The organism is Pseudoalteromonas rubra, from assembly GCF_004212645.1.
GTDB lineage: Bacteria > Pseudomonadota > Gammaproteobacteria > Enterobacterales > Alteromonadaceae > Pseudoalteromonas > Pseudoalteromonas rubra_G.
Genome location: NZ_PPUZ01000132.1, coordinates 1 through 13,677, shown reverse-complemented (window position 1 = coordinate 13,677; position 13,677 = coordinate 1). Strand labels below are relative to the sequence as shown.

13 protein-coding genes are annotated in these 13,677 nt (G+C 39.7%); all 13 read right to left on the bottom strand.

What is annotated here, in order from left to right:
* Positions 1 to 6 precede the first annotated feature (6 nt).
* The 13 genes from C3B51_RS22805 to C3B51_RS22745 all read right to left on the bottom strand — a co-directional run bounded on the left by C3B51_RS22805 (position 7) and on the right by C3B51_RS22745 (position 13,645).
* Entirely contained in the window at positions 7 to 444 is a 438-nt protein-coding gene (locus tag C3B51_RS22805; protein WP_130246499.1) for a nuclear transport factor 2 family protein, read from the bottom strand.
* A 29-nt stretch (positions 445 to 473) separates the two neighbouring features.
* Entirely contained in the window at positions 474 to 944 is a 471-nt protein-coding gene (locus C3B51_RS22800) for a YybH family protein (protein ID WP_130246498.1), read from the bottom strand.
* A 15-nt stretch (positions 945 to 959) separates the two neighbouring features.
* The gene (locus C3B51_RS22795; RefSeq protein WP_130246497.1) at positions 960 to 1,856 is read right to left on the bottom strand and encodes a copper resistance D family protein; all 897 of its coding nucleotides are present in this window, start codon (positions 1,854 to 1,856) and stop codon (positions 960 to 962) included.
* Positions 1,857 to 1,890: 34 nt separating this feature from the next.
* Complete coding sequence (locus C3B51_RS22790; RefSeq protein WP_130246496.1) at positions 1,891 to 2,697, bottom strand: DUF4198 domain-containing protein; 807 nt, start codon at positions 2,695 to 2,697, stop codon at positions 1,891 to 1,893.
* Positions 2,698 to 2,871: 174 nt separating this feature from the next.
* Complete coding sequence (locus C3B51_RS22785) at positions 2,872 to 3,219, bottom strand: copper resistance CopC family protein (protein ID WP_130246495.1); 348 nt, start codon at positions 3,217 to 3,219, stop codon at positions 2,872 to 2,874.
* Between the two features lie 24 nt (positions 3,220 to 3,243).
* Positions 3,244 to 5,076, bottom strand: coding sequence for a 2Fe-2S iron-sulfur cluster-binding protein (locus tag C3B51_RS22780; protein WP_130246494.1), 1,833 nt, complete (start codon positions 5,074 to 5,076; stop codon positions 3,244 to 3,246).
* A complete protein-coding gene (locus C3B51_RS22775; RefSeq protein ID WP_130246493.1) occupies positions 5,076 to 5,783 on the bottom strand; it encodes a PepSY domain-containing protein in 708 nt (235 codons plus the stop codon). The genes C3B51_RS22780 and C3B51_RS22775 overlap by 1 nt, the downstream gene beginning before the upstream one ends.
* The gene (locus C3B51_RS22770) at positions 5,776 to 8,940 is read right to left on the bottom strand and encodes an efflux RND transporter permease subunit (protein WP_130246500.1); all 3,165 of its coding nucleotides are present in this window, start codon (positions 8,938 to 8,940) and stop codon (positions 5,776 to 5,778) included. Before C3B51_RS22770 ends, C3B51_RS22775 begins: the two co-directional genes overlap by 8 nt.
* A gap of 15 nt (positions 8,941 to 8,955) precedes the next feature.
* The gene (locus tag C3B51_RS22765; RefSeq protein ID WP_130246492.1) at positions 8,956 to 10,728 is read right to left on the bottom strand and encodes an efflux RND transporter periplasmic adaptor subunit; all 1,773 of its coding nucleotides are present in this window, start codon (positions 10,726 to 10,728) and stop codon (positions 8,956 to 8,958) included.
* Positions 10,728 to 12,155: a TolC family protein gene (locus C3B51_RS22760; RefSeq protein WP_130246491.1), complete on the bottom strand. Its 1,428-nt coding sequence runs from the start codon at positions 12,153 to 12,155 to the stop codon at positions 10,728 to 10,730. Before C3B51_RS22760 ends, C3B51_RS22765 begins: the two co-directional genes overlap by 1 nt.
* Positions 12,155 to 12,652: a DUF411 domain-containing protein gene (locus tag C3B51_RS22755; RefSeq protein WP_130246490.1), complete on the bottom strand. Its 498-nt coding sequence runs from the start codon at positions 12,650 to 12,652 to the stop codon at positions 12,155 to 12,157. The genes C3B51_RS22760 and C3B51_RS22755 overlap by 1 nt, the downstream gene beginning before the upstream one ends.
* A gap of 107 nt (positions 12,653 to 12,759) precedes the next feature.
* On the bottom strand, positions 12,760 to 13,140 hold the full coding sequence (locus C3B51_RS22750; protein WP_130246489.1) for a hypothetical protein: 381 nt from the start codon (positions 13,138 to 13,140) through the stop codon (positions 12,760 to 12,762).
* A gap of 157 nt (positions 13,141 to 13,297) precedes the next feature.
* Positions 13,298 to 13,645, bottom strand: coding sequence for a hypothetical protein (locus C3B51_RS22745; protein WP_045979609.1), 348 nt, complete (start codon positions 13,643 to 13,645; stop codon positions 13,298 to 13,300).
* Positions 13,646 to 13,677 lie beyond the last annotated feature (32 nt).

The following is a 13,677-nucleotide window of genomic DNA, read 5'->3' as shown; positions in this document are numbered from 1 at the left end:
AATGATTTAGGAAACAACGCCATCACCATCTACTTTCTTTAATAGAAACGTTTGAAATCCTGTTTTATTGAAGGTTTTACCCGATTTTCTCACCTCACCCTTTACCGCTGTATCGGCAAGTGCCCAAGCAAACTCATTTTCAATATGAATTTGAATGTTGGAAAAATCCAAGTTCAAGAAAACCAACGCATCTTTTTCAGGTTCAACATGGTGTTCAACCAAATCGTTAAGCCCAACATTTTGACCACCTGATTCAAAAAACCTTGCCCCTTTAAAATCAAGAAAGTACTTGCGAAAAGGCTTACCATCGCCATTTTCCCAACCATATTTAATTTGATGAATGATGTGAGTAATTTGCTTTTCGTCATTCATGCGGCTTTTATCATGTGCATTTGCAAAAAAAGCCAACATACTCAACATCGTTATTGCTATATATTTAGTCATTTAAAATTCTCCCTTGTTTGACTATTAAATTAGTGTGACCAATGAATGTGCTTGATTTTCCATTCACCGTTTTGCTTTTCGAGAACCATTGTTTCCATTCCTTGATAATCACGCTCTCTGCCTTTGTATGTACCCTTGGTGTGACTGCGCGAAGCAGATATAGCGGTGTTTCCAAGAATCGTTACTTGATGTTCTAGTGTTTTGCTCTTCATAGAAGCGAGATATTTCATATCCGACAGCATATGGTGATGGGCGTATTCATCAGCACTTCTTTCAACACGACCTCCCTCGTAGATGGTCACATCATCCGCTAGCTGTTCTCTCGCTAGCTCCTTATTACCCGTTTCTAGTGCCTGATGAAATGCCAAAACGACTTTTGCGGCAGGTGTATCTACACCTTTAAACAAGCCTTTGTCTTTGTTCTTATCACCATGAGCGCTTGCTGTGAAACTAAACGTCATTAATAAAACGAGTAATATATTTATTGTTTTCATTTTCATTCTCTCTTTTAGGTTTTAATTTGCAGGGCCAACAACACTTGTAAGCCCTGCCGTTACAGATAAAATGGCAAAACCGACTACCATTTCTATCGAGATAGATTTAGATAGTGCTTCTTTGCCATCGTTATTTTTAAGATATGGGACAAGTTTTAACTTATGCTTAGCTGCGATGCCCAATATCGAAGTCACGAGAGCTAATTTAAGTAGCAGTGTTTGCCCATAGCTTGAACTAAACAGTTCTTCAACATTTCCGACTAATTGAAAAGCTAACCAAAGGCCAGCAACCAATAATAGGCTCACCGCGATACTTGCTTGTTTTCCAAACGTGTCCATCAATGAGTAGAGCTGCCCATAGTCCGATTCATGGCAAGCTTGCTTAAGCGGAAACAACGCTCCGAACCACCAAGCCATAACAAGCACATGGAGCATCAGCAATACTTTTTCGAACACTCCTAGCTCAGATACATGACCGACCAAGGTAAAGGTGTACGCAAGTAAAAATAAGCTAGATACCAAACTGCCTTGTTTTAGGTAATTGTTCAGTACTACTGATTTGAGTTTGAACGGTGATATTAATACCAATATTGCTATCATTACCCCTATGGTTCGAAGCAAAGTTCCATCACCAATAGAAGAGTCCCACATAATACCTAACATATCAGGGTCGAATGCACCGTGAATGCCTTCTTCTGCCATTGCACCAGTACTGGCAAAGAACCAAACACCATTAGCAATCAAAGCGACGATGATCGAAGCCCTCATCCATTTAAGGTTTGCTGTCAATGAATTGTTATGACATTCATTGCGCTCAAAAATTTGCCTGAAAAATGTATAACCAGCAATACAGGCAAAGCCAACGTAAAATACAATTTTGGACAGTACAATAACGGTATTCCAGATAATCATTTCCATAACAAACACTCTTTTATATTGAGAAAATACAAACCTATTGCTTAGTGTTTAACACTAAAGAGGCATAATCACTGTGATACAGCCCATCTGGTTTTTCGGGCAAAGTTATAGCAACGGCTGCAAGCATGACAGCACCCGATACCTGCTCTCCAATAGAAAACATGCCGCGAGAATCAGTTCTATATTGATAAAGCTCTTTCTCAGAGTTTCGTACCTTCACGTCATGATGAGGTAAAGGCTTGCCATCGAGCAGAAGTTGAAAACGATTTAAATCTTCGTTAGCAGTTATAAATTCAAGCTTTTGACCAACAGGTTTCAAACTTAAATCTTGGCTTTTTTTGCAGCTTTTAACGCAAATCAAACTTTTTGTATGTTTGACGTAACTTCTGTGTAATGGAGGCTTGCCCGGTAATGCTCTAAAAGCCTGCTTAATAGACTCTGATGCGCCTATTTCCTCCAAATATCCTTCTGTATTTTTATGTTCGATATCACCAGAGCGCTTTTTAGTGCTTATAGCTACCACTCCAAAGCCAGCTTCGCTTGCCTTGAAACTAACGGTTAAAAAAGCTTTACCATCTTTAAATAATGGGCTGGCTACATTTTTTCCATTAAGTTGAACCGTTGACGAAGAAATACGCTCTTGGTTTACGCCCCATGTAAGGTCAGGAAAGCTTAATCCGCTCGCCATTCTAACCTCTACGTTACTATTCATTTCCCAAACACTTTGAATTGGAAGCAAAAATGTCTCGTGAGCCAGAACTGTAGGCAATACAAGCATGTTCAAGGTAACTAATAGTCGAGTAATTACTCGTTTAACTTTTAAGTTTTTAATTATGTTCACTCTAAATTCCCGTGTTCGTTATAAATACTATTCCCAATAATCTTACAGAGTTACTACATTCTCTGAATGATGAGAGCTAATAAAGCAATAAGGGTGCTCTATTAAAAAAGCACCATTACAGCCTTATTTAAACCTGAGTTTGCTAAACATCTGCTAGATGTTTTCAATTCAAAATTAGTGAACCATAAAGCCAAAGCTATCTTTCATTTTGTGCCCATCTTTACCTAAGAAAGTAACATCAACTACATAGTTAGCAGGTGCTAGTTTCGGTAGTTTCCACGTAAATTCAGTATGGGCTTCTTTAGTAGGTTTGAAGCCAAATTTAACCTTTTTACCTAACTTATTTTTCAATGTGATTTTGACTACGCGTACCTCTTTGCTAAATGCCAATGTTAACTCTTCTGGAGTCTTCATTAGCATTGCATTATCAGCAGGTACGCTTTTTTCAAGATGTACATGCGCAAATACTGCACTACTAAAAACAACGCTGATTACGGTTAAAAATTTAATTAATGTTTTCATATTTACCTCTGTTTAATTTATGTATTAACGACTAAATTTATCTTTAAAAATGTGGTTGTTGGGTACACCAATATCTGTAATTATTTTTTCCACCTCGGTCATCATTGCATCAGGGCCACACAGATAAAACTCAGTAGCCAAAGGATCTACCCCCTCAGTTAAAAGCAATAGTAACGTCTGCTGCACATGCCCAGAGCGTCCTTCCCACTCCTCTGAAGGGTTAGAAAGTGTAGGAATATAAGAAAAGTTTTTATTCTGCTCACTCAATGAGTTTAACTCATCGCGGTATAGCAAATGTTCTTCAGTTCGCGCACCATAGATGAGTGTCATATCACCTTGAAAATGGTGCTTTTTCAACTGTTCAAAAATAATGGCTCTCAGTGGGGCAAGTCCTGATCCAGCACCAATAAAGATGCGACGAACCTTTTTATTTGAAGTGGCGTAAAAGTCAGAAAAAGGACCTTTTGCGGTTATAGTTTCACCTACTTGAAGTGAACTTAAATAACTTGAACCTATACCTGCTCTAAAACCATCCTTAGCAGTTTGCCAGCGGATATTAAACGTTAACTCATCTGATTCCTCGTCAAAGTTAACTAATGAGTAGTGACGAATTACACCGTCATGAGAAAATCTTCCATGAGAGTAACTTTCCCAGTATTTTTCATAGTTCTCTGGTATATCATCTGGGCGTAAACTATTCATCCCTGCTGGCACTTCAAATTGCATATATGCACCAGCTTTAAATGCCAATCGTTTTCCTGATTTCACTTTAAATTTCAATTCCTTGATAAAAGGAGTAATGAAGTTAGTCGCAACCACAACTAGCTCATGATATTCAATATTGAGATCCGTATTAACTTCAATCGAGCTAACTTCAGAGAACCGATGCTGACACCCTAACCGATAACCTTCCTTTAGCTGCTCATCTGATAAATGTTCCTGCTCAGAAAGTGTGATAGGTAATTGAGTTGAACTTAAGAACATGCATTTGCCACATGTACCGCCGCCACCACAACTTGACGATAGGTATACGTGTGAACTTGCTAGTCCTTCTAATACTGTTGAATTAGCATCTGCTGAGACGTCGGCGATAGTATTTTCATTGGAAAAAGTCACTGATACTTTTTGCCTGTTGCTGCCCCAACTTAGCTTCAGCAAACCATTTTGATACTGTTGTATCAGCCAAGTAACACCAGTAACTGAAAGGAATAGCGTTGCAAAAGCAAATGCAATGATCAACCAATGGTTAAATCCGCCAGAATTGCCATAGTCCATAAAGTGAAGCTTCATCATCAGATCTTTCAATCTGAAATCATCATTGGCATGGCGAAGCACTTGGCCTGTAATACTATCTAAATAAATAGTTGTATTATTCTCATCCTCAACGACAACTTGCCACATAGGATTTTGTTGCCTTACGTGATCAGAAAATGGGGGCTGAGATAACACTGGAGTAGCTAGCTTGCCCTCACCTGAGTAAGAGTTTTTTGCCAAAGTTAGTACTTGTTCTTCAGACAGATTAAATGGCTTTCCTGTTACAGCATCAAATAGCTTTGAGTGGCGTTCTTGGTAGCTATGCTGGCCCTTATCGAACACAAAATGATAGTAAGGCTGATGTAAAATCCATATAAGTTTTACTTCTTGAGGTGCTTCACTAGTAATGTCTTTAATAGGGGTAAAGATAAAGTCTGTAATGTTACCTTCATGATGAGAATGAACTCTAAGCTCATTACCACTGGCTTTACTGTGATCCATCAAATTGAAGTAAAGACCCGTTCCCAACCAAATAAGCAGTTGTAAACCAACAAATAAAGAAAGCCATTTGTGTAACGTTGTATTCAACTTAAATAGTCGCATCAAATGACTCCCTTTTTATTTGGGGAAAGCACTCGATAATAAGTCAATACAGCGCCAGTAATTGCTCCCATTAGACCTAGAGTTGCGACCAAGAACAAAAACCAGTTAGATACGTTTTCTCCATCATCGTAATCCATAATGTGGAACCGCCACATCCAATCAAACAAACGCCAGAAATCATGTCGCTTGGCTACAACAGCCCCAGTTTGTTGACTTATATAAAACGTAGGTGTGGCAAATTGATCAAACGTTACTCTCCACACTGGTAAGTGTCTTGATGACAATTCAGCAGGCATATCTGTAACAGTTTTTATCAATCTGACTTTGTCGACTTCATGATTCAGTGCATAGTGATATCGCGCTATTTCTTTAGCTTTGGCTTCATCCACAAGGGCCTGAACGGCCCCAGTTTTAGCATCAATTGCCACTTTTCCCTGCACTCCATTAACAAAAGAATAATGGGGACGGCCCATGCTTTGAGTCAGCATGACTTGGCTAGCTTTAGGGTAATCACTAGTAAGCTCTTCAATGGCGTAGTTGACACTTTCTAAATCTATTTTGGATTTCTCACTTTTAGCCAAAGACTCGCCGTGAATATAGTGAATATCCATACTCACCATATACACACCAGTAATCGACCAGAAAAGGAACTGTACCCCTACAAATGCCATTAGCCATTTATGGTACTTCCTAGCTTTTCTAAGCATTGTTTTTTAGCTCCGCATTAGAAAGTTCCTTGTTAAAAGCGTTTACTTCAGGCTTTTTAACGATTGAATAAATCGCGGGTAATACAATTAGAGTTAGCAGGACTGCACTTGTCATCCCACCTACCATTGGTGCAGCAATACGACTCATTACCTCAGAGCCTGTTCCTGTACCATATAAAATAGGCATTAGGCCGATAATGATTGTCGCTACTGTCATCATTACAGGACGAACACGTAATCCAGCACCGTGCAATAAGGCATCTTGATATGCATCTTCTGAGATGAGTTCTGCTCGCTCTTTCGCTTTTTCCTTAAGTTCAGCAAGCGCCTGATTGAGATATACCAACATTATTACGCCAATCTCAACAGCTACTCCAGCCAGAGCAATAAAGCCTACACCAACTGCTACAGAGAAATTGAACCCCTCTAGATACATCAACCATAGTCCACCGATCATTGCCATTGGCAAGGTCACTATGATGATCGCAACTTCGCTAAACGCTCTGAAGTTTAAGTAGAGCAAAATAACAATAATGGCGAGCGTCAATGGAACAACATAAGTAAGCTTGGCTTTAGCTCTTTCCATATATTCATATTGACCAGCCCAAGTAATCGAATAGCCTGCTGGTAATATCAGGTTGTTAGCTAATTGTTTTTTGGCACTTTCAACATAAGTACCAACGTCAACGCCCTCTATATCAATGAACGTCCAACCATTAATACGTGCATTTTCACTCTTGATCCCCGGAGGGCCTACTTCTACTTTTATTTCAGCTACGTCACCCAGTGCGATGCGTTGTCCATTTGGAGTGACAACAGGCAAGCGCGACAACTGCTCTGGAGAGTCACGATAATCTTGTGGGTATCGCAAGTTGACAGGATAACGCTCTTGACCTTCTACTGTTTGAGTGACATTCATCCCACCAATAGCAGTTGAAACTACTTGTTGTACGTCATCGATGTTTAATCCAAAACGACTTGCTTTCTCACGAGAAATATCAACTTTGATATATCGTCCACCTGCAACTCGTTCAGAATAAACTGAAGCGGTTCCTGTCACCTCTGGTAACAATTGCTCTATTTGTTGCCCTATCTCTTGAATCGTATTTAAATCAGCTCCTGCTACTTTAATACCTACTGGCGTTTTAATACCTGTTGCCAACATATCAATACGAGTTTTGATTGGCATAACCCAAGCATTCGTCAAGCCCGGAAACTTAACCAACTTATCAAACTCAGCTTTTAGAGATTCTGTTGTAACTCCCTCACGCCACTCTTCTTGAGGCTTCAACTGAATGAAGGTCTCAATCATAGTTAGGGGCGCGGGATCAGTTGCAGTTTCAGCTCTTCCTACTTTACCAAATACTGTTTCAACTTCAGGCACTGTTTTAATTAGCTTGTCGGTTTGCTGTAGAATCTCTCTTGCCTTACCAATAGAGATCCCCGGATATGTAGTCGGCATGTACATTAAATCTCCTTCATCTAGAGGAGGAATAAACTCGCTACCAATCTTATCAACAGGCCAAAAACCAACAATCGTCACTAATATTGCTGCTACTATTGTCGATTTAGGAAACTTCATAACTTGCTTTAAAACAGGCATGTAGATAGCAATAAGCAGTCTGTTTAAAGGGTTTTTCTTTTCTGAAACAATTTTTCCTCGAATAAAATACCCCATTAAAACAGGAACTAATGTTATCGCTAAGCCTGCTGATGCGGCCATTGCATATGTTTTTGTGTAAGCAAGTGGAGAAAACATCCTTCCTTCTTGCGCTTCTAAGATAAACACTGGCAAGAATGAGACTGTAATGATGAGCAAACTAAAGAATAATGCAGGGCCGACTTCACTTGCCGCCTTTGAGACTATTTGCCAACGATTTTCATCTGTTAGCGGTGTCTTCTCCATATGCTTATGCATATTTTCAATCATCACTATTGCGCCATCTGTCATCGCACCAATTGCAATAGCGATACCACCTAATGACATAATATTCGCATTGATACCTTGCATATGCATGATGATAAATGAAGCTAAGATGCCAATAGGTAGAGTGACAACTGCAACAATCGAAGATCGCAAATGAAACAGAAATGCAACACATACAATCGCGACGACAGCAAGCTCTTCGAGCAATTTACTCCATAGGTTTTCTACCGCCTCTCCTATTAAGCCAGAGCGATCATAAACCGTAACTATTTCAACTCCTTCGGGTAAACCTTTTTTTAACTCTTCTAATTTGGCTTTTACTCCATCAATGGTTTTTTGTGCGTTTTCACCAAAGCGCATAACAACCACACCACCAACAACTTCTCCTTCACCATTTAGTTCAGCAATGCCTCGTCTCATTTGTGGACCTAAGTTGACTTCTGCCACATCGCCAATAGTAAGCGGCGTTCCTTGTTCGTTCACACCGAGAGGGATCAACTCTATATCTGAAATACTTTTGATATAGCCAGTTGCGGTAACCATGTACTCTGCTTCAGCCATTTCAACAACAGAGGCACCTGTTTCTTGGTTACCACGCTTAAGGGCCATTTGAATGTGACTAAGTGGTATACCGTAGGCTCTTAACTTATCGGGATCGACTTGTATTTGATATTGTTTAACCATTCCACCAACGGCAGCAACCTCTGACACTCCGGGGACAGTTTGCAATTCATATTTTAAGAACCAATCTTGAATACTACGCAATTGGCTAATATCCAAGTTGCCCGTTTTATCTACAAGAGAATATAGGTAAACCCAGCCAACACCTGTCGCATCTGGCCCTAGTTGTGGACGCGCACTAGCGGGTAGCGAAGGGGCTACTTGACTTAAATATTCAAGTACTCTGCTCCTTGCCCAATATAAGTCAGTGTCTTCGTCAAAGATGACGTAAACAAATGAGTCACCAAAAAATGAATAACCACGAACAGTAACAGCGCCGGGAACAGACAACATTGCAGTTGTCAGTGGATATGTAACCTGATCTTGAACAACTTGCGGTGCCTGACCGGGGTAATTCGTTTTAATTATTACTTGAACGTCAGATAAATCTGGTAGTGCATCAACAGGCGTATTCTTTATTGAAAATAGCCCACCACCAATCAAAATTAAGGTAGCTAAGATAACGAAGAAGCGATTGCCTATCGACCATCTAATAATTGATTCAATCATCATTTATCTCCCTAGTTAATGGTTTGAATGGTCAACAGCACTTTTTGGTTCATGCTTATGTTGCTCATCTGATTCAAGAGAAATTTCAGTGATAACCAAATTATCTTTCACCTCAAAAGTAAAAATGACGTTATCACCAACGTTGAAATCAACTATTTCTATATTGTCCGCAACGATAAAATCCATCGTCGCCGCAGGTCTATCCCATTTATCTATTGGGCCTCGGCTAATATTTAGAATCCGTGTATCAATATCAATCGTATTGATTAGACCTGATACTGTTGCAGAAGATACTTCTTCACTCATATCAGCAGACTCACTCATGATATGAACTCCAGTAATTTCATATCCACCATCTTCGGTTTTACTCACCTCAAAGTGCAAAGATTGACCAGACTTTAATGAGTCAATATCGACTTTTTCAGCTACAGCAAAATCCATAACCATCTCAGGCCAATCCCAAGCTTCAGCAGGGCCGTGACTGATATTAACCATGCGGTGCCCAGCCATGACACTATTAACATCACCTTGCATCCAAACAGAGTTAGGTACTTCATCATGAGTCATTCGTTTAAAGTCAGAGCTTTTACTTGATTCAGAATCAATCAAGAATTGAGCTGATGTCACCACAACATCATCTTCATTAAGACCCTCTAAGATTTCGATACTATCGATATCAACCCGGCCAATTGTCACTTCGATAGACTTAAATTGCCCATCCCCCAAGGCAAGTACAACTCTGTCTTGTTTACCTGTGCGAATGACGGCTTCTTTAGGTACGAGTATCGTGCTATCAGCTTGATTAGCGTGAATAGAGACTTGTGCAAACATGTTTGGTTTTAATTGATAGTCTGGGTTGTCAAACTTCAGTCTCACTCTGAGTGTGCGTGTTTTACTGTTCAAGGTTGGATAAACATAATCAACGACACCAGCCCAGTCCTCTCCGGGTAAATAATCCAGTGTCATTGATACAGGCAGTCCTTCTTTAATTAAGGCTGCGTCACGTTCAAACACTTCTGCTTCAACCCAAACTTGATCTAGTTGACCAATGCTTAATAAGGTGTTTCCCGGCTTGACATAAAAGCCTTCTCTAATCTTCAAACCGTCAACAACACCTGCTTGTGGTGAATAAAAGGTGATGGTTTGCTGAACTTTTCTAGTCTTTTCTAGCTTTTGAATGAAATCTGCTGAAAGCTGTAACGCTTTAAGGCGATCTTTCGCCGCCGAAATTAAGGAACTATTGTCGCGCTTTAAAGCTATTAAAAGTTCTTCTTGCGCGTTAACTAACTGAGGAGAATACAGTGTATAAAGAGGCTGCCCTTTCTCTACAGGGTTACCTGCCGCTTTAACATAGAGTTTTTCAATCCAACCATCAACACGTGGATGGATGTGAATTAGCTTATCTTCATCATATTGAACGTAACCTACGGTTGATATTTCAGTATGCATATTTTTAAGCTCAACAGGAGCAGTGCGAACCCCAAGATTATTCACTACATGAGGCGCGATTTTTACGGCTCCGGGGCCAAAGTCATCACCAGATGATCCTTCTTCATACACAGGAATTAAATCCATACCCATAGGCGACTTACCGGGCTTGTCACGACGGTAATTAGAATCCATCGGTGCAACCCAATACAGCGGTTTTTTCTCTCCTGATGTAGCTTCATTGCCATTACCGCTTGAACCTGTACCTTGATATAAACTTAATGCTCCAGCACCTAGTGCTGCCCCAATGATGATGGCGGCTACTAGTTTCAAATTTGGTGTTTTAGTATTCGTTGACATTATTTTTCTCCAAATTGCTGACTGGATAAGTGCTGATTAGTTTTGTACGAAGTGTGCATCGACTTATGTTCAGCATTTGATTTAGATTGAGAATGCGCAAAGAAATAGTTGATCCGAGCTACTGTTTTAAGTGCATCAACATCAATTCTTAAGGCTGATATTCTGGCGTTTAATTCTGCGATTCTTGCACGAACAACTTCGGCAAAATCACCATCATCGTTGGTGTAGGCCGTCAAAGACGCTTCTGCTTGGTCATGAGTTTGTTTAAGGAGTTGTTCTTGATAGATAGATTGTCTATCAGATAAGCGTTTAAGCTGTCTAAGCTCCTTTTCCAACGCACTGATCATTTGTTTTGTCAGCAATAACTTCTCGGTTTTAACCGCTTCTGATTCAGCAATAGAAGCTGCAACTTGCTTATCTTGTCTATTCTCTGTGAACAACGGTAAGTCAAACGTTACCCCAACAGAAAATAAGTCAGCTCGGTTATCACCAGAAGGCATATTGTCACGATAGGCATAGCTTGCATTCACCCCCCATTGCGGCTCATATTGCTGTTTAGCTAATTCAACACCTTTTTCTGAAGCTTTGCGTTTCACATCAATTGCAAGTATTGCTGGATGATTCGCAAGTTCCTGAGCCAATATATTCCTTGAGTAGTTAGATGCTTTAAGGACGGTTGGATTCTTCAATCGAATCGAAGGCAATTCTTTTGAGACACTAAACTCAAGTGGTTGAGCGTCAAAATCGAAAGATTCATTTAAGCGAGCAGCATCGTAAATATGAAGCCACTCATTGAGACGAGCAATTGTCGTTTCTAGTTTCTGCTTTTGCGAAGTTAACCTGTCATCTAACTGCACGATTTCTAACTGAGCACGAATAACATCTTGCTGTCTAGTTTTACCAACAACGTTTGAATAGCTAGCTTTAGCCACTTCCGCCATTTGCTCAAAAAGCGCCCAATCCGCTTCTATCAATTTAATGGTCTGTTGGGCTAAGTAAGCATCTAGCCAAAGCTGTGACACTTGGCTTTTCAACTTCGCTTTACGATCCTCGCGTAGCAGGGGAAATTTCGTGGACTCAATTTGTAACTGGTCTTGTTTGATCTCTAGACTGTCGCCTCTCGGAAACATTTGAGAGACGCCAACCTTTAGCTGAGTCATTCCTTCCTGATCTAAATCCCAAGTATCTGTTGGTAAATTCATTATCCCTAGCGATACTTTCGGATCAGGCAAAGTACCTGAAGCAATACTTCTATTTTCAACTGCACTTTGTTTCAATCGGCTACCATGAAGCCAAGGATCATTTTGCTGAGCTAAGGTGATAGCTTGTTCAAGCGACACTACTTTCTCAGCTTGAGCTGAGAATACAGATAAGCCGAGTATTAGTGCAGTTGAAAGTGAAGTAAGGTTTGAAGCGTTCAATTTCATTAGAATTGCTCCTCGTATGTCTTAACTTTTGCATAGACTTTACTCGTTCCATCCTTTAATAGAATTAACACCTTGTATGGCATAAAGCGGTCACCGACTTCCATACCGGGAGAGCCAACTGGCATTGCTGGAACTGAAAGCCCAATGGCATTTGGATGTTCTTCTGTCAAGAACTGCTGAATAAATTTAGCGGGGACATGTCCTTCAAAGGCAAAGCCATTTCGACTAACCGCTGTATGACATGAACGGTAATTAGGTTTGATCCCATACTTAGTTTTGATATTGCTGATGTTTCGGAAATCTTTGGAATGTGCAACGATCCCTTCGTCTTCAATATGAGTTATCCATTTTTTACAACACCCACAAGTAGGGGTTTTATAAACGATTAACTCCAAAGGTGTTACATCGTTATTGTGTACATGTTTATGTTCACCTGCGTTTGCAAACGCAGGTGAAAGCAGCATTACAACTGCTATTTTTAAATACTTATTGATCATTTTTGCCCCCAGACATTGCTGGAAAATATCTATAGCGCTACGACGCTATATTGACTAACAGAAAAATTAATTACATGTGTGCGAAATTTGGACGCACTAATCCTGTATTAGGCAAAAATTGGTGGACGATAAAGGGAAGTGGAAATTGAATGAGGTTGTTTAGATTGCAGAGCAGCTACAGATTCACTGAATATTTGAATATCTGTCGAATCAATGCTGGAATTTAGGACTGTAGTAGATGAACAAGCATTTGCAGGACAAACACATTCAACATCACAACAATCTTCTGATTGACCATTACTGCTTTTATTCATATCCCCATGATTCATTCCTTCATGATGACTCATTTTGGAATGATCCATGTTCATGTGTGATTCGTGAGAACCTGATGACATTTCACAAGACATAGCAGAATACGCAAATGCTTGCCCTACAAAGGCAACCAGCATAAGCGTCATTACTAAGACTTTTGAAAATGCTTTAGACATAAAATTCTCTTACAAATATACAGCTCTAATACTAATGCAAATTTTTGACTAAGTAAATTGATGCTGTATAAAAATTTATGAATATTTGATTATCGTCAAATTTTTCAACGGTATAAGTGACAAATAATAATCTCATCAGACTTCTTATCTTCGTTATTCAATGGCTTTTATTTTGAGACTTAAGTTGCTCTCTCATTTCTAAAACTCGATCTACCGAATAAGCTCCCGCCCTCATAACAACCAGTTCAACAAACGAAATATCAATTAACTTATGGTCAGCATCAATCACATAACAACTCTCACTATGTGTGTATATTTCTAACTTATCCTCATCAGCAGATTTGCTAACAATCTTTGAAGTTACCATTTGCTCAAATGGCCGAAATCTGAATGTTTCATCGTCAATAACAACCCCTGACAAAAACTCCCCAAGAAATGATTTTTCAAAGTCTTTATAGTCATAGACCGAGAGTATGTAAGCATCCTTTAAATATGTTTTGTCCATTTGTTACTCCCTGTACTGGTCAAGTCCAACCG

Excerpts from the sequence above, each read along its gene's own strand:
- C3B51_RS22805 (WP_130246499.1), bottom strand. The coding sequence starts at position 444 with ATGACTAAATATATAGCAATAACGATGTTGAGTATGTTGGCTTTTTTT.
- C3B51_RS22800 (WP_130246498.1), bottom strand. The coding sequence starts at position 944 with ATGAAAATGAAAACAATAAATATATTACTCGTTTTATTAATGACGTTT.
- C3B51_RS22795 (WP_130246497.1), bottom strand. The coding sequence starts at position 1,856 with ATGGAAATGATTATCTGGAATACCGTTATTGTACTGTCCAAAATTGTA.
- C3B51_RS22785 (WP_130246495.1), bottom strand. The coding sequence starts at position 3,219 with ATGAAAACATTAATTAAATTTTTAACCGTAATCAGCGTTGTTTTTAGT.
- C3B51_RS22780 (WP_130246494.1), bottom strand. The coding sequence starts at position 5,076 with ATGCGACTATTTAAGTTGAATACAACGTTACACAAATGGCTTTCTTTA.
- C3B51_RS22775 (WP_130246493.1), bottom strand. The coding sequence starts at position 5,783 with ATGCTTAGAAAAGCTAGGAAGTACCATAAATGGCTAATGGCATTTGTA.
- C3B51_RS22770 (WP_130246500.1), bottom strand. The coding sequence starts at position 8,940 with ATGATTGAATCAATTATTAGATGGTCGATAGGCAATCGCTTCTTCGTT.
- C3B51_RS22765 (WP_130246492.1), bottom strand. The coding sequence starts at position 10,728 with ATGTCAACGAATACTAAAACACCAAATTTGAAACTAGTAGCCGCCATC.
- C3B51_RS22760 (WP_130246491.1), bottom strand. The coding sequence starts at position 12,155 with ATGAAATTGAACGCTTCAAACCTTACTTCACTTTCAACTGCACTAATA.
- C3B51_RS22755 (WP_130246490.1), bottom strand. The coding sequence starts at position 12,652 with ATGATCAATAAGTATTTAAAAATAGCAGTTGTAATGCTGCTTTCACCT.
- C3B51_RS22750 (WP_130246489.1), bottom strand. The coding sequence starts at position 13,140 with ATGTCTAAAGCATTTTCAAAAGTCTTAGTAATGACGCTTATGCTGGTT.
- C3B51_RS22745 (WP_045979609.1), bottom strand. The coding sequence starts at position 13,645 with ATGGACAAAACATATTTAAAGGATGCTTACATACTCTCGGTCTATGAC.